20 protein-coding genes, 1 tRNA gene, 1 other RNA gene and 1 pseudogene are annotated in these 23038 nt (G+C 43.1%); 11 read left to right on the top strand and 12 right to left on the bottom strand.

Annotated features, from left to right (window positions below; all coding sequences use genetic code 11):
• Nucleotides 1-127 precede the first annotated feature (127 nt).
• The 3 genes from PBAL39_RS03885 to PBAL39_RS03875 all read left to right on the top strand — a co-directional run bounded on the left by PBAL39_RS03885 (nucleotide 128) and on the right by PBAL39_RS03875 (nucleotide 3448).
• On the top strand, nucleotides 128-1066 hold the full coding sequence (locus PBAL39_RS03885) for a sulfite exporter TauE/SafE family protein (RefSeq protein ID WP_008238521.1): 939 nt from the start codon (nucleotides 128-130) through the stop codon (nucleotides 1064-1066).
• A 151-nt stretch (nucleotides 1067-1217) separates the two neighbouring features.
• Nucleotides 1218-2300: a sensor histidine kinase gene (locus tag PBAL39_RS24485; RefSeq protein ID WP_008238519.1), complete on the top strand. Its 1083-nt coding sequence runs from the start codon at nucleotides 1218-1220 to the stop codon at nucleotides 2298-2300.
• Nucleotides 2301-2359: 59 nt separating this feature from the next.
• Nucleotides 2360-3448, top strand: coding sequence for a histidine kinase (locus PBAL39_RS03875; protein ID WP_008238517.1), 1089 nt, complete (start codon nucleotides 2360-2362; stop codon nucleotides 3446-3448).
• On the opposite strand, the gene PBAL39_RS03870 is transcribed toward PBAL39_RS03875, so the two are convergent.
• Both PBAL39_RS03870 and PBAL39_RS03865 read right to left on the bottom strand, forming a co-directional pair.
• A complete protein-coding gene (locus PBAL39_RS03870) occupies nucleotides 3445-4089 on the bottom strand; it encodes a DsbA family oxidoreductase (RefSeq protein WP_008238516.1) in 645 nt (214 codons plus the stop codon). The genes PBAL39_RS03875 and PBAL39_RS03870 overlap by 4 nt on opposite strands.
• A complete protein-coding gene (locus PBAL39_RS03865; protein WP_008238514.1) occupies nucleotides 4089-5126 on the bottom strand; it encodes an aldose epimerase family protein in 1038 nt (345 codons plus the stop codon). The genes PBAL39_RS03870 and PBAL39_RS03865 overlap by 1 nt, the downstream gene beginning before the upstream one ends.
• A 239-nt stretch (nucleotides 5127-5365) precedes the next feature.
• Between PBAL39_RS03865 and PBAL39_RS03860 the strand changes: the two genes are divergently transcribed.
• On the top strand, nucleotides 5366-5896 hold the full coding sequence (locus tag PBAL39_RS03860; RefSeq protein ID WP_039866075.1) for an RNA methyltransferase: 531 nt from the start codon (nucleotides 5366-5368) through the stop codon (nucleotides 5894-5896).
• 95 nt (nucleotides 5897-5991) lie between these two features.
• On the opposite strand, the gene PBAL39_RS03855 is transcribed toward PBAL39_RS03860, so the two are convergent.
• Nucleotides 5992-7458, bottom strand: coding sequence for a glutamate synthase subunit beta (locus tag PBAL39_RS03855; protein WP_008238512.1), 1467 nt, complete (start codon nucleotides 7456-7458; stop codon nucleotides 5992-5994).
• Between the two features lie 47 nt (nucleotides 7459-7505).
• Nucleotides 7506-12009: pseudogene (gene gltB, locus PBAL39_RS03850) on the bottom strand (glutamate synthase large subunit).
• A 385-nt stretch (nucleotides 12010-12394) separates the two neighbouring features.
• Here gltB and ffs point away from each other — a divergent pair.
• Together ffs and fsa are read left to right on the top strand one after the other, a co-directional pair.
• Nucleotides 12395-12494: signal recognition particle sRNA small type (gene ffs, locus PBAL39_RS24985), an RNA gene on the top strand.
• A gap of 102 nt (nucleotides 12495-12596) precedes the next feature.
• The gene (fsa, locus tag PBAL39_RS03840; protein ID WP_008238504.1) at nucleotides 12597-13256 is read left to right on the top strand and encodes a fructose-6-phosphate aldolase; all 660 of its coding nucleotides are present in this window, start codon (nucleotides 12597-12599) and stop codon (nucleotides 13254-13256) included.
• A 49-nt stretch (nucleotides 13257-13305) separates the two neighbouring features.
• On the opposite strand, the gene PBAL39_RS03835 is transcribed toward fsa, so the two are convergent.
• Nucleotides 13306-13818, bottom strand: coding sequence for an HAD-IIIA family hydrolase (locus PBAL39_RS03835; RefSeq protein WP_008238502.1), 513 nt, complete (start codon nucleotides 13816-13818; stop codon nucleotides 13306-13308).
• Nucleotides 13819-13938: 120 nt separating this feature from the next.
• On the opposite strand from PBAL39_RS03835, the gene PBAL39_RS03830 reads away from it, so the two are divergent.
• Both PBAL39_RS03830 and PBAL39_RS03825 read left to right on the top strand, forming a co-directional pair.
• The gene (locus PBAL39_RS03830) at nucleotides 13939-14772 is read left to right on the top strand and encodes an alpha/beta fold hydrolase (RefSeq protein WP_008238496.1); all 834 of its coding nucleotides are present in this window, start codon (nucleotides 13939-13941) and stop codon (nucleotides 14770-14772) included.
• Nucleotides 14773-15008: 236 nt separating this feature from the next.
• A tRNA-Lys gene (locus tag PBAL39_RS03825) sits at nucleotides 15009-15081 on the top strand.
• A gap of 422 nt (nucleotides 15082-15503) precedes the next feature.
• Here PBAL39_RS03825 and PBAL39_RS25215 read toward each other — a convergent pair.
• Both PBAL39_RS25215 and PBAL39_RS25895 read right to left on the bottom strand, forming a co-directional pair.
• The gene (locus PBAL39_RS25215; protein ID WP_008238495.1) at nucleotides 15504-15677 is read right to left on the bottom strand and encodes a hypothetical protein; all 174 of its coding nucleotides are present in this window, start codon (nucleotides 15675-15677) and stop codon (nucleotides 15504-15506) included.
• Between the two features lie 2 nt (nucleotides 15678-15679).
• The gene (locus tag PBAL39_RS25895; RefSeq protein ID WP_008238494.1) at nucleotides 15680-15991 is read right to left on the bottom strand and encodes a hypothetical protein; all 312 of its coding nucleotides are present in this window, start codon (nucleotides 15989-15991) and stop codon (nucleotides 15680-15682) included.
• 809 nt (nucleotides 15992-16800) lie between these two features.
• Here PBAL39_RS25895 and PBAL39_RS03815 point away from each other — a divergent pair.
• Together PBAL39_RS03815 and PBAL39_RS03810 are read left to right on the top strand one after the other, a co-directional pair.
• Nucleotides 16801-17640, top strand: a complete 840-nt coding sequence (locus PBAL39_RS03815; protein WP_008238493.1) for a hypothetical protein — start codon at nucleotides 16801-16803, stop codon at nucleotides 17638-17640.
• A gap of 316 nt (nucleotides 17641-17956) precedes the next feature.
• Nucleotides 17957-18271, top strand: a complete 315-nt coding sequence (locus PBAL39_RS03810; RefSeq protein ID WP_008238492.1) for an HPF/RaiA family ribosome-associated protein — start codon at nucleotides 17957-17959, stop codon at nucleotides 18269-18271.
• 132 nt (nucleotides 18272-18403) lie between these two features.
• Here the strand turns inward: PBAL39_RS03810 and PBAL39_RS03805 are convergent, their stop codons facing one another.
• Both PBAL39_RS03805 and PBAL39_RS25525 read right to left on the bottom strand, forming a co-directional pair.
• Nucleotides 18404-19696 carry a hypothetical protein gene (locus PBAL39_RS03805; protein ID WP_008238491.1) on the bottom strand — a complete coding sequence of 431 codons (1293 nt, stop codon included), beginning with the start codon at nucleotides 19694-19696 and terminating at the stop codon, nucleotides 18404-18406.
• 236 nt (nucleotides 19697-19932) lie between these two features.
• A complete protein-coding gene (locus PBAL39_RS25525) occupies nucleotides 19933-20199 on the bottom strand; it encodes a DNA glycosylase AlkZ-like family protein (RefSeq protein ID WP_255348730.1) in 267 nt (88 codons plus the stop codon).
• A 93-nt stretch (nucleotides 20200-20292) separates the two neighbouring features.
• Here PBAL39_RS25525 and PBAL39_RS03795 point away from each other — a divergent pair, with 93 nt between their 5' ends.
• Nucleotides 20293-20718 carry a membrane protein gene (locus PBAL39_RS03795; RefSeq protein WP_008238486.1) on the top strand — a complete coding sequence of 142 codons (426 nt, stop codon included), beginning with the start codon at nucleotides 20293-20295 and terminating at the stop codon, nucleotides 20716-20718.
• A 2-nt stretch (nucleotides 20719-20720) separates the two neighbouring features.
• On the opposite strand, the gene PBAL39_RS03790 is transcribed toward PBAL39_RS03795, so the two are convergent.
• From PBAL39_RS03790 to PBAL39_RS03780, 3 genes are all read right to left on the bottom strand, one after another.
• On the bottom strand, nucleotides 20721-21281 hold the full coding sequence (locus tag PBAL39_RS03790; protein ID WP_008238485.1) for a GNAT family N-acetyltransferase: 561 nt from the start codon (nucleotides 21279-21281) through the stop codon (nucleotides 20721-20723).
• Nucleotides 21282-21473: 192 nt separating this feature from the next.
• Nucleotides 21474-22424, bottom strand: coding sequence for a nuclear transport factor 2 family protein (locus PBAL39_RS03785; protein ID WP_008238482.1), 951 nt, complete (start codon nucleotides 22422-22424; stop codon nucleotides 21474-21476).
• A gap of 146 nt (nucleotides 22425-22570) precedes the next feature.
• Nucleotides 22571-22972, bottom strand: a complete 402-nt coding sequence (locus PBAL39_RS03780; protein WP_008238481.1) for a helix-turn-helix domain-containing protein — start codon at nucleotides 22970-22972, stop codon at nucleotides 22571-22573.
• Nucleotides 22973-23038: the final 66 nt, after the last annotated feature.

Here is a 23038-nt window from a genome sequence, read left to right as displayed (position 1 = left end):
ACAATGACCACAATCTATCAATTAATAAAATATATTTAACAAACTTTTAATCAGAATATAAGCAGAAACGATATCCGGCCTTGCGTTGAAAAATGCGAGCCGGATTTTACACATTAAATGAAGAAGAATGAGTTTAGAAACAAAAGAAACGAATGTAGCCCTCAACAACGGAGTTCAGGAGAAGAGGTGGAGAAAAATAGCTTACTTATGCCTGATCATACTCGCCGTATTGTTCATCGGATTTGCCATTTACAGTCACCTTACCTACGACACTGTTGTCGCTTTTGGTGAGCAGGTATATGCACAGATCGATGAAAAATTCCTTTGGATGCTGCTGGTCGGTTTTATGGCCCAGATGGTGGATGGTGCCCTTGGCATGGGCTATGGAGTAGTTTCTACCACACTGCTGTTGTCCGGCGGATTAAACCCGGCTGTCATTTCCGGCAGTATCCATACCGCAGAGATGTTCTCCAGCGGTGCTTCCGGATTCAGTCACTATCGTTTCGGCAATGTCAACAAGAAGCTTTTTAAAACATTACTTGTTCCCGGTGTCCTGGGCGCAATTGCAGGAGCTTTGCTGCTCGGATATGCCGGAGAAGCCTTTTCTCAATACATACGCCCGGTAATCTCTATATATACCTTATTGCTGGGGATCAGGATCCTGAGTAATGCCTTTAAGGAAAAAGCAAAACCACAAAAAGTAAAAAGAGCAGGCTGGCTGGCCGGTGCCGGTGGTTTCCTGGACTCCTTCGGTGGCGGCGGCTGGGGCCCGCTGGTCACCTCTACCCTGATTTCAAAAGGACGCACACCAAAATATGTGATCGGTTCTGTAAGTCTCACAGAGTTCTTTGTGACCATGGCCAGTGCCATCACTTTCTTCTTCATCCTAGGGGTCAGCCATTGGCAATCCATCCTGGGACTGATCGTCGGCGGTGTCATCGCAGCACCACTTGCAGCCCGTCTGGTGGGTAAACTACCCATCAAAAAGATGTTCATCGGAGTTGCTACCATTGTCATCATCTCAAGTCTGCGCATCATCTGGATGTCGATCTCAAAAATGATCTAACAACTGCTGATGACCTGATTATTCCAAGTGATTAATTTTACGATAAACCAAGCCTAATTAACGATATTGAGCTTGGTTTTTATGTTTAATAACGGAAGCTGAAAAAAGCAAATTTATGATAACTTTGTCTGATCACGATTAACCTTTTTGTATGTTAGATGCTTTAAGGCAGCATTATTCAAAAGTATTTTACAATTACCGCTGGCTGCTGCATTTCCTTTTTTGGTTTTTGTTCTCACTGGTAGTGTTCGACCAGTTTGAACGTAGTGGAGGTTTATTCTCCAGCAAGCAAAACAGCTATTCTGCCATCTACAAGTTGTCTTACATTTTCATCATGATGATACAGGCTTACGGCATCGTAGGCATCATCAAGCTGAACAGCAATCGCTCAAAACTGATTTTCTGGAGTACCTTTATTTTGTGGTTCCTCTTGTGTTACACCAGTGCCGCAGCATTGATCTACCATGCCGTTCTTGGTAACCCCGCCATGGCATCAAAGCCAGATACGGATTTTCTGAGCATCATTAAGAATAGTTTCACTTCTCATCTCTTCGCCTCCTCGATTTTTATAGCTTTCTATTACTTCGTAGATATCCACGACCAGCAGAAGCAAATTCAGCGCCTCGGCGACTTTAAAGCTCAAAAGATAGCCCTGGAAAGCAGCTTCCTAAAGTCACAGGTCAATCCGCATTTCTTATTTAACACGCTGAACAACATCTACGCTCTCAGCCTGAAAAAATCGGCGCAAACACCGATTATCATCGAGCGACTGGAAGCGCTACTGCATTACATGCTGTATGAATGTAAGGTCGACCGGGTTTCTTTGGATGATGAGTTCAAGTTTACAACAAGTTATATAGAGCTCGAAAAACTGCGTCACAATGAAGACCACTGTAAGGTCACCGTCAAGATTACCGGGGACACAAACGGCCTCGTCATTGCGCCCCTGCTGCTCATTAACTTCCTGGAGAACGCATTTAAACATGGTACGAAAACGTCATTTGGGAAATCCTGGATCAATATGGAAATAGAAACCACAGCAGAAACCCTACATTTTAAACTGCAGAACAGCAAACCTCAAAAACCAGCGAATGCGGTCAGGTCGGAATACACTGGTGGGATCGGTTTGGTGAATGTAAGACGGCGCCTGGAGATCCTATATCCGAAAAGACATGTACTGGCCATCGATAACTTTCCGGAACACTTTGAAGTAAACCTAACCATCAGTTTTTAACTTAAAAATCAGAAGAATATGATAAACGGTTTTAGAGGTAACAATAGGAGATTTTAGCCATGAATAATTTTGTTCAATTAGAAATCAATGAGAAAAACAGATGGGTATATTTCAGCAAATACCGCTGGCTCGCACATGTCGGCTACTGGCTGTGGGTACTCTTTGCAGGGACCTTCTCACACACCGACGAGCCGATCACCGTCGACTTCATCTACAGGGATTTCTTTCTGGACAACATCATGATTGCCATCTTTTATTATGTCCACTGCCTCATCCTGATTCCTTATTTCTTCAGACGCAACCGCTACCTGCTGTTCTGGACTCTTGTCGTCATCGGATATTTCGGCATCACAGCCATTGATGTCGTTTGGTATAAAACAGTCATTTGGCCACATGAGCCTGCAATACAGGCAAAAAGCTTTATGGATCACTACCAGACCCGTTTATCAGGCTACCTGATGAACTTTTTCATCTTTTCCATCATGTTATACTTCATGGAAAAAAATGAAGAGAATGACACCCTGAAAGAGGTGGAAGATGAAAAGAAAAAGATTGAACAAGTAAAACTGGATATGCTGAAGACCAACATCAGCCCTGACTTTCTGCTCAGGTCGCTGCGTCAGCTTAAACAGGCTGCAGCGGTACCTGAGGAATATACTTCCGAGGCCATTCTCACTTTTGCAGACCTGCTCCGCTACCGGCTCTACCGCGGCAGAAATGCATCCTCTGCATTAAAGGAAGAGCTCGCAGCATTTCAGTCCTTCATCCATTTCATTGATCTTGAAAAACACCAGCACCACCTGTCCGTCGAGCTGACGATGCAGGGCGAAGCTGAAGACAAAATCATCTCCCCGCTGTCACTGGTGAACCTGTTGGAACCTTTTTGTAAAGCCAACCCTCAAAGCCCGGCAACCTTATCCATTATGCTGCTCATTGAAGAGCAGGAGTTAATCCTGCAGATGTACTACAATGCAGGAGCCGCACCGCAACTCGTCGCAGATCTCGAAGCCTATGGATATGACTACCGGCAATTGTATGGTACCAACGTGATTTTTCATTTTGAAAACTGCGAAAATGAAAGCTGCACCATCAACCTTACCTTGCCAATCGCAACCGCTGAAGCAAAGGTGGTCAACCCTACCAGTTAAACAGCAGTCTTTCCATCCCAGGCTTTATTTAAAGCCCCAAGGAAGGTTTCCGGAGGCTGTGCGCCCGAAACCGCTAGCTTCTGATCAATGACAAAAAAGGGAACCCCGCGAATACCGATGGTCTGTGCAGCATGCTCATCAGCACGTACCTCATCCGTAAAGGCATCACCACTGAGCACATCCGCGATCTCCACCACATTCAGCCCCACAGCTACACCTACAGCCTGCAGCGCATCATGATCAGCAATATTTATCCCATTGCTAAAATGAGCTTCAAACAAAGCTTCCTCAATCTCATTGTCCAGACCTTTGGATTTTGCTAGCTGGATCAGCCGATGCGCATCAAAGGAGTTGGCGACTACAGAACGTGAAAGGTCGAAGCGTAAGCCAACCTCTGCCGCCGTATCCGTCACCTGCTGCTGCATTTCAGCTGCCCATTCCCTGCTCCGCCCGAACTTTTCAGCCAGGTAGACTTCGGCAGACTGGTCAGGCAGTGTCTCTGCATTCGGATCCAGCTCAAAGCTGTGCCATTCAATTTCTACAGCGTCCTTATGCACGAATTCCGCCAGGGCGCGTTCAAACTTACGCTTGCCAATGTAACAAAACGGACACCTGACGTCCGACCAGATATCTACTCTCATTAAAGTTCTTCTATTTTATAAATCGTTGTCATTTTGTAGGTATCCCCCGGCCTTAGTACCGTTGATGGAAATGAGGGGATATTAATCGCATTCGGATGGTATTGCGTTTCGACGCAGAATGCCGAAAATGGGCCATAATGCTGTCCGCCTTTTCCATCCTTCACATCTACGTATTTCGCCGTGTACAGGTGCGCTACAGGCGCTGTCGTATATACCGAAAGTTTCAGGCCACTTTCCTTAGACCGCGTTTCAGATGCAAGTACCAGCTCCCCAGCAGGGCCATCGAGCACAAAACTCTGGTCATATCCCTCCGCAGGGTCCCAGTCGCGCGCAAAAGGTTTCTCCGCAAGGAAATCATATTGGGTATCCTCAACCGGGATCAATCTGCCCGTTACTGTATAGTTGTCGTCCTGCTCCAGGTAATGGCTGGCAGGCATGTGATGAAGATGACTCCCAACATTCCCGCCATTTGGCGACAAGTTGAAATATCCATGGTGCGTTAAATTTACAGCCGTAGGCTCGTCAGTTACTGCTTTAAAATCAAGGATCAGCTCATTGTCATCCGTCAGTTTAAAAGTAAGCTGTACGGTAAGGTTACCGGGGAAATGCTCCTCTCCGTCCGGACTCACATATTCCAGCGTCAATGAGGGATCGATGGTCGACAATACCTGCCATACCTTTTTATCGAAACCATGATCGCCACCATGCAGGCAATCCGGCCCCTTAGACTGCGACAATTGATGTACCTCACCATCTATCGTAAACCTGGCATTTTTAATCCGGTTTGCATATCTGCCAATCACAGCCCCGAAATAAGGATAATTGGCGAGATAATCCTCATTCAGATAATGCTCAAAGTCGTCAAAGCCAAGAACAATGTCCTGCTGCCTTCCGTCTTTAGTTTTGATGACAAATTTATTAATGATGGCACCATAATTATATATCTTGACATATGTTCCATGAGTATTCGTCAGTTCGATGCCAAGGATCTCCTGGTTGTCTACGAATGTTCCTGTTTTGATCAGCTTTGTTTCCATAGTGGTATATTCGGCTCTTTAATTTTTATCAATACTATCAATACTTTGCTTAAAACAAAAGCATTAATTTAAAATATTACAATGCAAGCGTAATTAATTTAGTTTTACATTTGCATTTTCATGGTAGCTTCCCTGCTGAACTAAAACGTTTAGTGTCGCCAGCTGATCTGAACGCCAATAAAGGTGCCAGTTACCGTGAAAAACGAAAAAAAACAGATGAAACGACAAACAATACAGGAATGGAAAAATTGAAGCTCGATGAGTTAAACAGGGTGAGCATTGAGGAATTCAAGGAGCAGGAGAAACTTCCTCTTGTCGTGGTACTCGATAACGTGCGCAGCATGCACAACATCGGATCAATATTCCGTACCGGTGATGGATTTGCCATTACCCAGCTTTGCCTTTGTGGCATCACTGCACAGCCTCCACATCGCGAAATAGAAAAAACAGCCTTGGGAGCTACTCAGTCTGTAGATTGGAAACATTATGAAAGCACGCTTGAAGCGGTAAAAGCATTGCGTGAAGAGGGGTACCTCATCATCGCCGTCGAGCAGGCCAGCGGAAGCACCATGCTGAATACCTTCAAGCCCCAGCAAGATCAAAAATATGCCTTGATCTTTGGAAATGAAGTAAATGGTGTCAGTGACGAAGTGATGGAAGTCATTGATGAATGCATAGAGATCCCACAATTTGGTACCAAACATTCCTTTAACATTGTGATCTCAGCGGGTATTGTGCTTTGGGATTTCTTTGCCAAACTGCGCCTGTAAATCCAGCTACCAGAGCGATCGAACGAAATCAAAAAAACACGATTCAATAGAAAAGCCGGTCCGCATGAACGAACCGGCTTTTCTGTATATAAAGCTTAGGCGTACGGAATACCGTCTTTGCTGGCCAATCTGCTGTGTCCCATCAGGTATTCATCTACCTTACGGGCAGCTTCCCTGCCTTCAGAGATGGCCCATACCACGAGCGACTGACCACGGCGCATGTCACCAGCGGCGAAGATCTTGGCAATATTCGTCTGGAATTTACCTTCCTCTGCTTTCACATTACCCCTGTTGTCAAGCTCGACACCCAGTTTCTCAATCAATCCTTCTTTCTGCGGATGCAGGAAACCCATCGCCAGCAATACCAGCTGACAAGGCAGATCGCGCTCTGTACCCGGTTTCTCCTTAAAGCTTACCGGACGGCCTGCTGCATCAATTTCCCATTCCACATCCACAACCTTCAAGGCTTTAAGATTACCCTGCTCATCCTTGATGAACTCTTTTGTGTTCACACCCCATGCACGCTCACAACCTTCCTCATGCGAAGAAGTGATCTTCATTAACATTGGATAGGTAGGCCATGGCATGTTTGAAGTACGCGCCGACGGAGGTGTAGGCATGATCTCAAATTGCATGACCGATTTCGCACCCTGACGGTTTGAAGTACCGATACAATCCGAGCCTGTATCACCGCCACCAATCACAATGACGTCTTTTCCTGTGGCCAGGATCGCTTCATCCAGCACATCGAAGTTTCTGACGCGTTTGTTCTGCTGTTTCAGGAAGTCCATTGCATAATGCACCCCTTTAGCTTCACGACCAGTGATCGGCAGGTCGCGTGGAATTGTTGAGCCTCCCGCAAGTACGATGCTCTGAAACTCTCTCAATAAAGTGTTCAACTCCACATTGACACCCACATTGGCATTACATTTAAAAATGATGCCTTCCTTTTCCATCAATGCGATACGTCTGGTAACTACATCTTTCTGAAGTTTAAAATCAGGAATACCATAATTCAGCAATCCCCCAGGTGTATCATCGCGCTCAAAAACCGTCACCTCATGCCCCGCTTTATTCAGCTGTGCAGCAGCAGCAAGTCCCGCAGGACCCGAACCGATTACCGCTACCTTTTTGCCGGTGCGGATCAATGGCTCTTCCGCCTTGATGTACCCTTTATTAAAAGCAATCTCAATGATGTGCTTCTCAATTTCCTCAATGGATACCGGCGATTTATTGATGCCCAACACACATGCAGATTCGCAAGGTGCCGGACAAATTCTTCCTGTAAACTCAGGAAAGTTATTGGTACTCAGCAAAATGGTGGAGGCTAAGTGCCAGTCACCTTTATATACCGCGTCATTGAATTCCGGAATGACGTTGCCCAGAGGACAGCCAGACTGGCAGAAAGGAACACCGCAGTCCATACACCTGGCCGCTTCCTTGTTTACCTGTTCTAATTCAAAGTTTTGTACAAATTCGTTATAATGTTTTAAACGTGCTTTAGCATCTTCTTTTGAAGGAGCAGTTCTTTCATACTCTAAAAATCCGGTTACTTTTCCCATCGTTATGCTCTGTTTAGTTTAGTGGTTCTGATCATTTGGTGTTTAATTTAGACAGTTGCTTTTGCTCTGCTCATCAATACTGCTTTGTATTCTTTAGGGAATACCTTTACAAAATGTGCAGACTGAGTTGCCCAATCGCTTAGGATAAACTTAGCAATATTGCTGTCTGTCAGCTGAATGTGTTTTTTAAGTAAAGTGTTTATGCGCAGTTCATCCTGTTCATCCAGCGGATCAAGATCCACCATCTCCTTATTACATCTGTTTGCAAACTCACCCTTTACATCATAGATCCAGGCCACACCACCGCTCATACCAGCAGCGAAGTTGCTTCCTGTATCACCGATTACCAGTACTTCTCCACCCGTCATGTATTCACAACCATGATCTCCAAGTCCTTCTACAACTGCTGTAGCACCAGAGTTCCTTACTGCAAAACGCTCACCCGCCTGTCCGCGAACATACAGCTCACCGGAAGTCGCACCATAAAGCGCTACGTTACCGATGATGATGTTCTGCTCTGGCACATAGCTGATTGTGCTATATGGATAAATGGATAACCTACCACCCGAAAGCCCTTTGCCCACATAGTCATTCGCCTCACCTTCCAGCTGCAGGGAAATCCCTTTAGCTGCAAAAGCACCGAAACTCTGACCCGCAGAACCTTTAAACTTAAAGTTGATCGTATCCGCAGGTAAACCCTGACTCTTATATTTCTTAGAAACCTCGTTGGACAGCATCGTACCTAAAGCACGATTGGTGTTTTTCACTGCAAACTCTCTATAAATCGGCTCCTTATTAAACAAGGCAGGCTCTGCCGCTTTGATCAAGGCATGATCCAGTACTTCCGACAAGCCATGGTCCTGAGCTTCCGTATTGTACAGGCTCAGTCCGTTGTCCGGTGCCTTATATAAAATCGCAGAAAGATCCAGGTCTTTCAGTTTCCAGTCCTTAGGATCAATCTGGCGAAGGCTTAACGCATCCGCCTGGCCTACCATTTCTTCAATGGTCCTGAAGCCCAGCTCAGCCATAATCTCACGCAGATCTTCCGCAAGGAACTTGAACAGACTCACCACATGATCAGGATCACCGGTAAACAATTTCCTCAGATTAGGATCCTGGGTTGCAACACCAACCGGACAGGTGTTCAGGTGACATTTCCTCATCATGATGCAGCCTGCAGTAACCAGTGCAGCCGTAGCCACACCCCACTCCTCAGCACCAAGCAGTGCCGCAATGGCAATGTCCCGGCCTGTTTTCAGCTGACCATCCGTCTGTAAAACCACACGGCTACGGAGGCGGTTTTTCACCAATGTCTGGTGTGCTTCCGCCAGTCCAAGCTCCCAAGGTAAACCGGCATGCTGAATAGAGGTCAATGGAGAAGCTCCCGTACCGCCATCAAAACCAGATACCAGGATCACGTCAGCGTGCGCTTTCGCCACACCTGCAGCAATCGTACCCACACCAGCTTTAGAAACCAGCTTCACATTGATGCGCGCTTCCCTGTTTGCATTTTTCAAATCAAAGATCAGCTGTGCAAGATCCTCAATAGAATAAATATCGTGGTGCGGCGGCGGCGAGATCAAACCTACACCAGGCGTAGCATGACGAACCTTTGCAATCCAGTCGTCTACCTTATGCCCGGGCAGTTGCCCACCTTCACCAGGCTTAGCACCCTGAGCCATTTTAATCTGCAGCTCATCCGCATTACTTAAGTAATAACTTGTTACACCAAAACGTGCAGAGGCAATCTGTTTGATGGCCGAACGCATGGAGTCGCCATTTGGCAGCACCTCATAACGTAGTTCATCTTCACCACCCTCACCCGTATTGCTCTTTCCACCAATGCGGTTCATGGCAATGGCCAATGTCGAGTGCGCCTCGTGCGAGATTGAGCCAAATGACATCGCTCCCGTAGCAAAACGTTTCAATATGTTCTCAATTGGCTCCACTTCCTCCAAAGGAACAGGCGTACGTTTGTAGTTGAATTCAAACAGCCCCCTGATGGTATAAGCCTGTTGTGTCTGCTCATTGACCAGTTTCGCGTACTGTTTATATACACTGTAATCATTTTTGCGGGTTGCATTCTGAAGCAGGTGAATCGTTTGAGGATTGAACAAATGTTGTTCTCCCTTACGTTTCCACTTGTAGTTACCACCAGTCGGCAGGATGCTGTCCGGACGTGTAGCTACACCAAAGATGCGGTTATGTTTAATGAGCGCTTCTTTAGCGATCTCATCCAGACCTAAACCGCCAATCCTCGATACCGCACCCGTGAAGTAATTGTTGACCACACTTTTGTTGATCCCCAATATTTCAAAGATCTGCGCACCATGGTAAGACTGAAGCGTAGAGATTCCCATTTTAGAGAAGATCTTCAGCAAGCCATTGTTTACCGCGTAAATATAGTTTTTGATTAATGTTTCTTTTTCAGTCTCCAGTTCATCCACAAAACCAGTAATGGTTTCTTCAGCCAGGTAAGGATTTACCGCTGTAGCACCAAAACCGATCAGGCAGGCAAAGTGGTGTACTTCCCACACATCACCAGCCTCTACCACCAGGCCGACATCACCCCTGTACCCTTTGCGGATCAGGTGATGGTGAACCGTAGATACCGCCAGTAAAGAGGGAATCGCAGCATGCTCAGAATCCAGCGCACGATCCGAAAGGATGATCACCTGGAATCCATCTTCCACAGCATCCACCGCATAACGGCAAAGTCTGTCCAGCGCTTTTGCCATTGCCCCAGGCTTACCGCTGGCCCTGAAATACGTCTGCAATGTTTTGGATTGGAACACCCCTGTGTCGATACTTCTCAGTTTCTCCAGCTCCAGATTGGTGAGGATCGGATGTTTGATACCCACACAGTGACATTGTAAAGCATTCTCTTCCAGGATATTTCCATTGTTACCCATGAAACCGGCAAGACTCATTACTACCTTTTCCCTGATCGGGTCAATAGGCGGATTCGTTACCTGGGCAAATAACTGTTTGAAATACGAAGACAAGTGTTGTGGTTTCTGAGAAAGTACAGCCAGTGGGATGTCGGTACCCATAGAACCGATCGGCTCCTTACCATCTTTCGCCATAGGCTTCAGGATCAGATCGATGTCCTCCCTGGTATAACCAAATACCTGCTGATATTTGAAAATCGACTCCTCAGAAAGACCGCTGAATACCACACGCGGGCTGGAAAGTTCTTCCAGGCGGATCTGGTACTGATTCAGCCAGTCGGCATACGGCCTGCGGCTGCATACCTGATATTTAATTTCATCATCACTGATGATCCTGCCCTGCTCCATGTCCACGACGAACATTTTACCAGGAGTCAGTCTTCCCTTAGCGATGATTTTACTTTGATCCAATGATAAGGCACCCGCTTCAGAAGCCATGATCACATGGTCGTCTTCTGTAATGGCATAACGCTGCGGACGCAGACCATTCCTGTCCAGTGTCGCCCCGATCAGGTTGCCATCTGTAAAGGAAACCGCTGCAGGACCATCCCATGGCTCCATCAAAGTCGCATGGAATTTATAGAAGGCTTGTTTCAGCTCATCCATATCATCGTTGCCGTCCCAGGCTTCAGGAATCAGCATCATCAATACATGTGGCAGTGAACGGCCCGCATGTAACAGCAGTTCTACGATGTTATCCAGACATCCCGAATCCGAGTTGGATTCATCGATTACAGGAAGCAGGATGTTCAGTTCCTCAGGAGTAAAATATTGTGAAGCAAGTGATTTAACGCTGGCCCTGAACCAGTTTAAGTTACCCTGAAGGGTATTGATCTCTCCATTGTGGGCAATATACCTGAAAGGTTGTGCCAGTCTCCATGAAGGGAAAGTGTTGGTTGCAAAACGGCTATGTACCAGTCCGAAGCCGATACCACTCGTTTGTCGCTTAGTTCTGTAAAATATGTTCTTACCTGAAGGGAGGTCAGCTGACCTTTATATACGATTGTTCTGGAGGAGAACGACGCGATATAGAAGTCACCATTAATGCCCTTCACGGTATTGTTAATTGTTTTCGTCAGGTAGTTTTTGAATACATATAGTTTACGTTCAAAATCTGCGCGTGCAGCAATGGAGTAGGGTTGGGCAATAAATACTTGGTCCATTTCCGGCTGGACAGACAAGGCCATATCGCGGATGCCGTCAATATTGGTCTGCACCTTTTTGAATCCTAAGACTCCAGGCTCAGCTTCTCTGCTGCCCGGTAGATGATCTCCCTGCACTCTTCTCTCGCTTTAACGTCTTTGGGTAAAAATAGCATTCCTACGCCATAATCGCCGGATTCATTCAGACTGAATCCAATTTTCAGACATTCATCATACAGAAATTCGTGAGGAATCTGTATCATTATACCTGCACCATCTCCGGTGTTAATTTCTGCTCCGACTGCTCCGCGGTGATCAAGATTTTCAAGAATGGTTATGGCGTCTGATATAATCTGTTGCGACTTTCTCCCCTTGATATGTGCAACGAATCCTATCCCACATGCGTCGTGCTCAAAACGCTGGTCATATAACCCCTGGTTATCTTGTGCTTGTTCCATAATTTAATTAAGTATTTGGTTGGTATAGTGTGATTGAAACACTAAGTTAGTAAAAAATTTTAACCCATTATAATTATTATAAATTTTTTAACACTTATACAGTATGTTTAAAATATAACCCCTTTATATTGTTATATTGACAAAATAGCATAGCTGAAATTACGACATTCGTAAAGATGACTTTCATCACCTTCTCCTGTGGTTCAGACAAATATTACTGTTTACACGTTTAAAATAGATTAGTCAAATTTCGGCAGATGCTCCAAAAAAATAATTTACATCACAATGAGTTTAATCTCAGTCGATTACCCTAAAATAGCGAAAATAATTGAAATAAAAGCGGATTTATGTTTTGTAGATTGATGTAAATTCCTACTTTTGTGACGGGCAAGTCTTTTACGATCAGCTCCCTTTGAACTCCCCCAGGGCGGGAACGAAGCAAGGGTAGAAGGTTGTAGCGGTGCGATAAAAGGTGCTTGCCCTTTTTTTACTTTTTTTAGATTGACCATGCTTCAAATGCATACTCTTCTTTCTAACAATCACTCCGAATTAAATAAAACCACATATTTTCTTAAACTATATAATTTATGAAATTTTTCATAGACACAGCTAATCTTGATCAAATCAGGGAAGCTCAAGACCTTGGGATATTAGACGGTGTAACCACCAACCCTAGCCTGATGGCTAAAGAAGGAATTACCGGCGAGGAAAACGTAATTGCTCACTATAAAGCAATATGCGATATCGTTGACGCTAATGTAAGTGCTGAAGTAATTGCTACTGATTATGAAGGCATCGTTAAGGAAGGTGAAGCACTTGCTAAACTGAATCCTAAAATTGTTGTTAAAGTACCTATGGTGAAAGACGGTATCAAAGCCATCAAATATTTCTCATCAAAAGGCATCAGAACAAACTGTACATTGATCTTCACTGCAGGACAAGCATTATTGGCTGCAAAAGCAGGAGCTTCTTATGTATCTCCTTTCCTTGGTCGTCTGGATGACATTGCTACTGATGGTTACCAGCTGATTGAAGACATCAGAACCATTTTTGATAATTACGAATACCCAACCGAAATCCTTGCGGCTTCGGTGAGAGGTCCAATGCATGTCATCAACTGCGCTAAATTAGGTGCTGATGTCATGACCGCTCCACTTTCGGCAATCCTTGCTTTGTTGAAACACCCATTAACTGACAGCGGTTTAGCTCAGTTCCTGGCAGATCACGCTAAAGCAGCAGGTAAATAATCTGTTTATTGCATCTGACCGCATGGTCAAAGCAAAAAAGTCCTGTTGATTAATTCGACAGGACTTTTTTAATGTTATCATAGCTGATCTGCTCATCAGGCTCGATGAGGATCCCCTTCACTCCTGCCCCATTTGCAGCATCTACGTCCCTTGGTTTGTCGCCAATCATGACAGATAAAGCCGGATCAATATTATAGGTAGCGATCGCTTCCAGGATCATCCCTGATTTAGGTTTACGGCAGGCACACTCTCCTCCAACAGTTGGGTGGTGCGGACAGTAATAAGCATGCGTAATCTCTGCTCCCTGCGCTTTGAATTTCCCATTCAGGATGCGGTGCATCTCTGCAAGTGTCTCTTCTGTATAGCGCTGCAAGGCAATACCTCCCTGGTTGGTAATGACAATCAGCAGGAATCCCTCGTCATGTAATTTCTTTAATGGTGGAATCTGATATTCCAGCACTTCAAAATCTTCCAGTCTTGTGATGTAATCGTAAATCTCATGATTCAATACCCCGTCGCGGTCTAAAAAGATCGCTTTATTCTTTGCTGCAGTGTTACTCATTAATTAGGTTGTTTGCCGCAAATATGAGAATATATATTGTAACCTGGGGTGTTGTTGTTTTTGTTAAACAATTGAACACGCCCTGTGTTGTTAAAATCATACGATCAAAAAAAATATTATATGCCTTATATCAAGAAAAATCCAGAAAACGCTTCCTCTGTAAATATCTTTTATGAAGACCTTGGTGCAGGGAAACCTGTCATCCTGATCCACGGATGGCCGGTGTCACACGAAATGTGGGAATACCAGGTATCTAGCTTAGTATATAGTGGCTATAGGGTCATTGCGTACGACAGGCGCGGTTTTGGTCAGTCTGACAAGCCTTGGACTGGTTACGATTACGATACGCTTGCAGATGACCTGAATGAGCTGATTACGGTATTACAGTTATCAGAAGTTACCCTTGTTGGATTTTCTATGGGCGGTGGTGAAGTTGTGCGTTACCTCTCCAGGTACGGTTCTTCTAAAATTGCAAAGGCTGTCCTCATCAGTACGGTTGTTCCACTGATGCTGAAAACAGAGGATCACGAAGAAGGCGTGCCTGCGGAAGTATTCGATGAAATGGTATTCAATATTCATAAGGACCGCCCTGCCTTCCTCACAGAATTTGGAAAGCAATTTTTCAGTGAAGGGGTATTGAATAAACCTGTCAGTCAGGAGATCCAAAACTGGATGCACCAGTTGGCCGTGGTGTCTAGTCCGAAGGCAACGGTAGATTGCGTCAGGTCTTTCTCAGAAACAGACTTCAGGGCAGATTTAAATGCAATTGATGTTCCATTGATGATCATCCATGGTAATGACGACAAGATCGTTCCTTTAAAGGCCACAAGTGAAATCACTTCAAAGCACCTCCCTGATGCTGCGTACTATATCCTCGAAGATGCTTCGCATGGATTATTTATCACTCATAAAGATGAAGTGAATCAGCTTTTGATCAACTTTTTGAAAAATTAAGTTGGTAAAACTGGAAAATTCAGCTTTTTGATGGATGCAAAAATAGGCTTATGGACGTCAAATAATGGGTTTTAGTGGTTGTTTTTAATGATAATATTAGCTTATCATTAAATAATCTCTCTAAAAATCAGGGGAGTATATAATTTTTGAGATTTTAATTTGCACTCTATAATTTGTACCCCTATATTTGCATCACTTTAAACGGAAACGCTTACAGTAATGTTCGAAAGAACGATGATTCCGTAGCTCAGCTGGTAGAGCATTACACTTTTAATGTAGTGGTCCTGGGTTCGAATCCCAGCGGGATCACAGAAGTACAAAAACCACCATCGAGGAAACTTAAAGGTGGTTTTCTATTTTTAGGGTGATTTTAATCCTTCTTAAAATGCTATAAATGGATGAGGAACCCTGCTCACCTTAGTTTTTAGCAGCAACTTTTGTATTTTGTAGCGGAATCGTGGCGTACTATGCAGCGGAATATCCACCAACTATTGCACAAATATTATGTGCCATTTTTATTTATACATTGCAAGTGCAAATTTCACGTTGTCGTTATTCAGGTCTTTTAATTTCTTTAAAGCGCTTTTAGAAACTTCTGAATTGATTGTTTTTAATGCGTGAACACATCTTCTCAAAGTAGCTTATAACTCATCATCATACCATCGAAACCGTTCTCTATTTAAGGCAATGTTTAAAATCGGTTCTACAAATCTGTCATCACGTATATTTTTCTAGTAAATTGTATTTACTAAGCCTTCGTGTTGACTATGCCAAGTTTCAATCAATGCTTTTTCAATATATTCAAAATTATAAGTCTCAAACTTATTATGATTTGAAAAGTCAAGACACTTAATAAGCTCTATTTCGTCTTCGTTTTCTACAGCTCGCTTTAGTTCGTCTTTCATTTTTATCGGTTTTTTAAAATGGGATGTAACGTGCCGCCTATTACCAATACGATGTTATACGGTCGCTTTTTGATGTTAATTATTTGTTTTTTTAGTTCGTCTGAAATGTTTGTCCATAAAGTTTGGTCTGTCAACACAAGTTTACAATTACATCCAGTTTCTGCAACACCTGTAATGTGTCTAAACCAATTAAAATATGTCCATTCTCTTGGTTTTGGTGAATAAAGAAAAAGTACGTTGTTGTCCCAATGAACTTCTATCGCTATTCTGTAAATCAAAGTAAAGCGTTCTTTGTCTATTATGTAAACTAACATTTTTATTTCACATCTTTGCAGATAGCAATTGCAGCTAAAACGTATTAAAAAAAATAGTGAGTAATTCAATGAGCAGAATTACAAAACAGCCTAAAATACTATTTAAACGCTTATTTTAGCACTAGGTGCAAATTTCAGCGGTATCACAGACAACAATCTTAAAAAGAATTAAAGCCCTGAAAATAAAATTGTTGCAGGGCTTTTGTTATTGGTGGACATATCAAAATATGCAATAAATAACCTATAAATGAGCTTAATTGGGGAGTCGTTCTTGAAATGTCAGCATGCTTTTCTTTTTGAAGAAACTAAAGAACTACAAAAAAAGTTGACATTTATTTCATCTATTTAAGAATTACAATGGACGGAATCCGTTTGGAAATGTTTAAGATTATTGAAATTTTCCTTAATATGGATTTGACTTATGCAAAGAATTTAAGTTAGAAACAATTAAACATGAAATATGTGCAGCTGGCCGTAAGACCATAAATAGAAAGGCTTCACTGTCAAATAACACCTAAAAAGATTCAACAAAACTAAATATCACCATCTCTTATTGCCTTTCTTTAAGAAATCGCAAATGCATTTCCTTAGCCTACACCAAGCAGGCATCAGGCATATGGCATCGCCGTATCAACGCCAATATATTTCCACATCATATCCACGTCAAGTCCACGTTTCTACGCCTTTTATGCGGCTATATACTGGCTTTATTGTGGGTAAACCCTTGACACAATACAGAGTTAGACATATCTTTACCTAGACGCTGCCCGGAGCGCATTTATTTGTAAACTTTACTTAAAATCAATATTATGGCAACAGTTGACGATGATGGCTACCTCAGAGGGCCAGTTGGGCCTACCTCCAATCGCAGACGCAGGGGCAAACAGGTGGTACAGACCAAACCTGGCAAGGGCAATGTCAAACAAAATGAAAGCACAAAACGAGCTGCAACCACATTTGGTATTGCCAGCGCTTTTGCTGCAAAGGTGAGAACAAGCCTGCGGGAGCTTTATTTTATCAGCGACGGTAAGATGATCAATAGGCTCAATAAAATAATGGGCCTTATTATCGCCAGGCATAAAAAAGCTGACACAGGCAAAATCGAATTAAAATCTAAGGCATTCAAAAGCCTGCAATATTTCGAGATGAACGTCAATTCTCCACTCCGGGAGAATCTCTGGATATTTCCTGAGATTAAACTGGAAGATGGAAATTTAAATATATTGCTGCCGGAAATAAACGTCAAAGAAGATCTGTATTTCCCTGTTGGCGGCAATTCATGTACGATATGTATTGAAATAGCAATTGCAGCCCTTTATCATGGCCTTTACCGGAGGCCGGATGATCAAAGTAGTATCATGTTCGATGTTTCAAGAGATGCTGTTACTATTCCAGCACAGCAATGGGCAATTGAAGTTCCGGCAGGTTGTTATTGTGTTACAGCAATGGCTTTACACTACTACAACAACCGGAGGCTTAAGATATCATTAAATAGCGAGCAATGCAGCCCCGCGATGATCTGTGATTTCAGCATTCATGAAGGGAAATTTGCAAAAACTAAAAGCCGTTCCTGGATATCAACGCCAGTTTATTTCAACTCTAAAATAAAAATTCAGGAAAGTCCGCCGGAGGAAGATCCTGAATCTTAAGCTCATGTTCCTGGTAATCCTTGCTCAGGAACGATTCCTCATTATGGCTTAAGAAAGATAGTTAACTGTCTTAAGTGTTATGCGTACAAGCTGAGTTATTAGGTCTTGGCTTCATGACCAACGACAAATAACAGGAACTGTTGACTTCAGTTATCAACCATCAGTACAGCCCTGCTTTGTGTGACTGTGCTGATGATTGGTAGTGTATAATTCCTGTGAAAAAAGTCATGACTTCATTATGAAAGAAAAGTGGCAATATTAAAACTGAAGCCGGTTTTTATTGTTTAATTTACACAAACATTTAACTCGAATATTTATGACGATTCAACTTAACACCGACAAAAATTTAACAGTACATCAGGAATACGAAGAAAAGATAAAAGGCATGATCAAAGAAGGCATTGGAAAATTCGATGACTTAATTACCCGTTTAGAAGTACATTTATCAGACGAAAATGGAAGCAAGGAAGGTTTAGATGACAAACGTTGTTTACTCGAGGCTAGAATTTCAGGCCGAGAGCCTGTTGCTGTTTCCAGTTTAGGAAACAATTATGATCTGGCGATCCATGGCGCAATAGCAAAACTAAAAAGCAAGCTTGAAACAATAGCTGGAAAACTTAAAGCGCATTAAGTGGAATGGTAATCAGTGACCAATCCGGCATAACACCCAATATCATAGAAACACGAAAGGGATCCACGGAGATGCCTTTTGTGTTTGTTCTTGATTCATCAATCACTGATTTATTTGCCAGGTGCCATGTCCTTATTTTTCTTTCAGACTGACTTCTTTCTTCTCGCCATCCTTATCTATGGTCACCTGTTTCTCAATGTTTGCCTTGTCGCGATAACTTTGTCTGGCGGAACCATAATTTGTAGTAGAGCCAGTATATCCCCAATAATTATAATAGTTTGTATATCCGGACACGTAAGAGTAGTTGTAGGAGTTGGTAAAATCAAAACTAGCCATGACCACATAAGTACCCGGCATCAGATCCAGAAACTCGAAATGTCCTTCATCATCATAAACTTTAGTTTTTTTGATCGCAGTACCAAAGTCTGAAACCAGGGGTACTTCCGGCATTTTTCCTTGCTTTTTGATTTGCTTATTTACCGACAGCCATTCCTCATAATAGGCAGAACTCGGAAAAAGTGTGATCTCCGTTCCTTTAGGGGCAAATTGTTTTTTGGCCGTATTGACCAAACCACCAAGCTTCTTGCCTGAACTTTCCCGGGCATAGGCAGTTCCGATAACCACACTATTTCCTTTTGTGACCTGCCGGATTGCATATTTGCTATCAAACTTATTCTTTATTGGCTGGTAGTCGATTTCTTCATTTACACAGATTTCCCACATCCCTTTTCCCATAGACATTTCCCTCTGCCAAAGTCGGCGATCCTTCTTGTCGACAACGTAATTGTAAATCGCTCCGGTACTTTCTTCCAATACGGTTACCAGCCAGGCCTGATGTTTTCCTGTTCTCGGAGACTGGTAAACATAACTTTTCACCTCTTTGATGATGTAATTTGTAATCAGCGTATCCGTGTTTTCAGCATAATAGAATTCCGGTATGATCGCTTTGTAGCCCACATCAAGTGGCAAAGTACAGAACAAGTGATCTGCCAGATTGAAATCAATAAACTTAGTTTTTGGCTTCACATTTACCTGTGTAGTTTTGTTCTTCTTTTTGGAATAATAAGTTCCTTTGATGCTTTCTCCAAAGTTCAGGACCAATTTAGTTTCCACACCCTCAGACATAAAACTGATTGGCTTCAGGGTTTTTGCATCAACGACCGAAGTCCTGCGTTTGGACCAGGTATTAGATTTATCGGTGTATTTATAATTAAAATTTAACTGGCTACCAGAGAAAGCAATATCGTAATCCAGCATTCCCATTTTATTCCAGCTGGTATCTTTTACATAATAAACTGTATATGCCGATTTTTCTGGCTTAAGGTAAGTGGTTTTGATGTCCGGACTGCCAGGAACGATTGTTTTTTGACTAAAAGCGATTGCCGGCAGCAAGCCAAGCACTAAAATAAGATTACGTATTTTCATTTACATCACAAATAACTGATCAGAATAGAATTGGCCTCTTTTCTATTTTTTTCGTCTAAAGTAGCAAAAAAAATAAAAAAACCGATGATATTCACTCAGGAAAGCCCTGCAATGATCATCTGCAGATAATCCTGCCGGTTTGATTGTTTGAAGAGGACCTCTCTGCATCCATTGAATTGAACAAACAATTTAATCGCTTCCAGGATTTTCTCAAGGGTGGCCTCCTTCAACTCAATCTACTCAAAATGCAGGTTATGAACGATTAGCTTTTTCTGCTTACCGTCGGCCTTGGCATCCATCTTGGCCACAAACGAATCACCAACCAGCACAGGAAACGAGAAATATCCGTATTTACGTTTTGCTGCCGGCACAAAACATTCAATCTGGTAATCGAAATCAAAAAAATCCTTCAGTCGGTGGCGAAAAACGTTCAGCACATCAACCTCCACTAGTCTGGCACACGCGCAGCCATGACCTGGTGAAGGATCTGCTCTACCTTCAATTTATTTATTCCAATAATTTAAAATTATGGGACGATTATATGATGAGTTTTCAATCAAAAATGTTTGTCACTTGTTATGTGTGCAAACCGATTCATGGAAACCATAAAAACCAATAACTTTCAGAAGGCAGTCAGGATAACGCTGAGCCTGTTTATGATATTTGCAGGCATCGGCCACCTTACTTTTAGCAGGGCTGAATTTCTGGCGCAGGTGCCTGATTGGGTACCCTTAGGCAAGGATTTCATTGTCCTTGCGTCCGGTGTGGTAGAAATGCTGCTCGGACTTGCCCTGTTCTTTCGGAGGCAACAGATACCGAGGATAGGCCTGTTACTTGGCATATTTTTTCTATTGGTTTTTCCAGGGAATATCGCCCAATACCTAAATGGCACTGACGCCTTTGGACTGGACACTGATGTTATGAGGTTAATCAGGCTGTTTTTTCAGCCGATTCTAATTTTTTGTGCGTTGTGGTCAACAGGCGCGATTGCGTTTCTGCGTATGAAAAAGAAACATTCCTGACTTCAATTTTGATTGATTTGCAGATGCTCCATCTTTTTTCCTGCAAAATCCTTGTGCCCCATCACCCTAAATCCCATCCTGAGGTATAATCGCCTTGCTGCAAGACGGTCTGGGTCGACAAGTAATCCAAGTGGGTGGTTTTGCTTTAATAGATACTCGTTAATCAGGAACTGAAGCATTTTGGAACCAATACCTTTGCCTTGCTGACTGGGATCCACACACAGGCAATCGAGATAGACCTCTCCTTCCTGCGTTTCATCCTCCAAAGAAAGCGTATGCTGGTATTCATTTTTGATGTAGTCCAGGACCGGCCGCCGTAACTGACGCAACATTCCACCTTCGTAGCAGCATGCGGCAGCAACGACCCGATGATCATCCTCCGCCACCCAACAATTCTCATAGGCATACTGGTTGTTTCGCCCTTTGACAAAATGCAGCATAAAGGCTTTCGCCTGTTCGTCATTTTTCCTCCCAATGAATTGATAAATGATGTCCCCCATCGCAAGTAAGAGATACGTTGTAATCGCTTCTGCATCGCCGATATTGGCCTTTCTGATGATCATACTCCCTTATACGCCGGGTTTAGGGCGTCGCTAAAGCTACACAAAAAAAGAATGGGAGTTTTCGGCTCCCACATCTTCATCGCCCCATAATTAAAATTTTCGTTCATCCATTCCCCTTGCTGAAACCCAGGCGGGATTTTACTGATATTCTAAAAATCACTTGCATTACGCTCCGGGATCACCTTCCTATCGTTATTTGTTTTTCGCCATTAATGAATCGCTGAAATAGGCCATTTCGGCAGTGATTTTTCCGTCAGCATCGAAGCTGTCGCTAAAATGCATTGGAATCACCAATGTTTTTTTATCAGATTTCCGGATCAGGTTGTATTTCCACCAGGAAAGGACCTCACGTCCGTTGTCCATTTCATATTCCAGGTAATCGGGATAACCGACCATGTCAATACTTTGGATTTCATAATCATCAAGAAACTTTTTCCAGACCACCTTGATCTCAGTTTTGCTGAGCGATTTACCGGCTTCCATATTGATGTCCGAAAATGTGGCGTCGTCGGAAAAGAAACTTAAAGCCTTGTCAATATCCGCTTTTTCAAATGCGTACATCGACTTACGGATGGTATTGATGTTCTCATGATGATTGTAGATCTTTCCATTAGTCCGGTTCGCAAAGCTGGAACCAACTTCATTTAGAATGACCGCATTACTATAATTGATAATGGTTTTTATTTTGTAGTCTTTGGTCAGTTTGTACAGGCGATGTGTGGCCGAGTTCATTTTTACACCTGTAGCCTTATGTACCCCTTTCAGCAAACTCCAGTCCTGTACCCACACCTCCCCATCTTTGTTGTCCTTTTTATATTCTACCGCATCCGCGTAAGCGCCGGGCAGCGTTTCAATTGAAAAGTAATCGAGCTCCTTAGGGTAGCGCATGGTATTCTTAACGAAGGCAGCTTTCGCAGTTCCCTTATCGTTGAAAACTGTAGAGGTACCATTGTAGGACTTAAAGTCATCCGTTAAAAAGCTAGCGATTTTGGCTTCCTCACCGCTTACGGAAGCTTTAATAAACTCTGCGACCATATTGATGGCGGGATGATCGATGTAAACTGTTCCATTTTCCTTTTTTTGAGCAAAACTGCCGCACATGCCAGATATACTGAGCACCAGCAAAAAGATTGATTTTTTCATTTTGTTTAGTTTAAGAGATTAGCACTGATGGTGGTCTCCCGGAAAGGAGTATTACTGCACGATGTAACCATAAGGATGTAAGGAACGTAGAAAAGTCTGATAACACTTAGGCTACCAGACTTTTCCTGTCCGTAAATCATTCATTACTACGCGAGATTTGTGTCGGTTATTTTTTTTAAATGGCTGGTATCTTTATCCTGTGCAGCCTGAAGCAGGCATTTGTAATCCTCCAGCAGCGTGATGTACTTTTCCATCCAATAGTATTTACTATCCTGAAGCGCTGCAGGTGTTACGTCCGAAGGTTTATCAAAGTCTGGAAGACTGGCATTGAATCCGGAGTTTTGAAACTCATCTTTAAATTCTTTTGAGAAGTCGTAATTGATGACCTGACCTATGGCAATGATCACATCAAGATGTAGTTTTTTCTGCTGAAACCAGTTATACAATGTTCTCCTGTTGACATTCATACGTCTGGACAGCTCACTGATGTTCACATGTTGTCGGCGTACTGCGTGTTCAACAATTTCGCCCGCATTAATTGATTCCATAGCCTTAACTATTAAATTGATAACCATTAATAAACTGTTTAAACGCTAGGGACGTTGTTGTTGGTG

Origin of the sequence: Pedobacter sp. BAL39 (genome assembly GCF_000170795.1) — a bacterium.
In the GTDB taxonomy this organism is placed as follows: Bacteria; Bacteroidota; Bacteroidia; order Sphingobacteriales; family Sphingobacteriaceae; genus Pedobacter.
This window is presented reverse-complemented; position numbering and strand designations above follow the sequence as displayed.

Bases quoted from the DNA above. Each gene is read 5' to 3' on its own strand.
- PBAL39_RS03810 (WP_008238492.1), top strand. From the start codon at position 17,957: ATGACGATTCAACTTAACACCGACAAAAATTTAACAGTACATCAGGAA.
- PBAL39_RS03795 (WP_008238486.1), top strand. From the start codon at position 20,293: ATGGAAACCATAAAAACCAATAACTTTCAGAAGGCAGTCAGGATAACG.
- PBAL39_RS03835 (WP_008238502.1), bottom strand. From the start codon at position 13,818: ATGAGTAACACTGCAGCAAAGAATAAAGCGATCTTTTTAGACCGCGAC.
- PBAL39_RS03815 (WP_008238493.1), top strand. From the start codon at position 16,801: ATGGCAACAGTTGACGATGATGGCTACCTCAGAGGGCCAGTTGGGCCT.
- PBAL39_RS03780 (WP_008238481.1), bottom strand. From the start codon at position 22,972: ATGGAATCAATTAATGCGGGCGAAATTGTTGAACACGCAGTACGCCGA.
- PBAL39_RS03885 (WP_008238521.1), top strand. From the start codon at position 128: ATGAGTTTAGAAACAAAAGAAACGAATGTAGCCCTCAACAACGGAGTT.
- PBAL39_RS24485 (WP_008238519.1), top strand. From the start codon at position 1,218: ATGTTAGATGCTTTAAGGCAGCATTATTCAAAAGTATTTTACAATTAC.
- PBAL39_RS03785 (WP_008238482.1), bottom strand. From the start codon at position 22,424: ATGAAAAAATCAATCTTTTTGCTGGTGCTCAGTATATCTGGCATGTGC.
- PBAL39_RS03875 (WP_008238517.1), top strand. From the start codon at position 2,360: ATGAATAATTTTGTTCAATTAGAAATCAATGAGAAAAACAGATGGGTA.
- PBAL39_RS25895 (WP_008238494.1), bottom strand. From the start codon at position 15,991: ATGTTAGTTTACATAATAGACAAAGAACGCTTTACTTTGATTTACAGA.
- PBAL39_RS03790 (WP_008238485.1), bottom strand. From the start codon at position 21,281: ATGATCATCAGAAAGGCCAATATCGGCGATGCAGAAGCGATTACAACG.
- PBAL39_RS03830 (WP_008238496.1), top strand. From the start codon at position 13,939: ATGCCTTATATCAAGAAAAATCCAGAAAACGCTTCCTCTGTAAATATC.
- fsa (WP_008238504.1), top strand. From the start codon at position 12,597: ATGAAATTTTTCATAGACACAGCTAATCTTGATCAAATCAGGGAAGCT.
- PBAL39_RS03870 (WP_008238516.1), bottom strand. From the start codon at position 4,089: ATGAGAGTAGATATCTGGTCGGACGTCAGGTGTCCGTTTTGTTACATT.
- PBAL39_RS25215 (WP_008238495.1), bottom strand. From the start codon at position 15,677: ATGAAAGACGAACTAAAGCGAGCTGTAGAAAACGAAGACGAAATAGAG.
- PBAL39_RS03865 (WP_008238514.1), bottom strand. From the start codon at position 5,126: ATGGAAACAAAGCTGATCAAAACAGGAACATTCGTAGACAACCAGGAG.
- PBAL39_RS03805 (WP_008238491.1), bottom strand. From the start codon at position 19,696: ATGAAAATACGTAATCTTATTTTAGTGCTTGGCTTGCTGCCGGCAATC.
- PBAL39_RS03860 (WP_039866075.1), top strand. From the start codon at position 5,366: ATGGAAAAATTGAAGCTCGATGAGTTAAACAGGGTGAGCATTGAGGAA.
- PBAL39_RS03855 (WP_008238512.1), bottom strand. From the start codon at position 7,458: ATGGGAAAAGTAACCGGATTTTTAGAGTATGAAAGAACTGCTCCTTCA.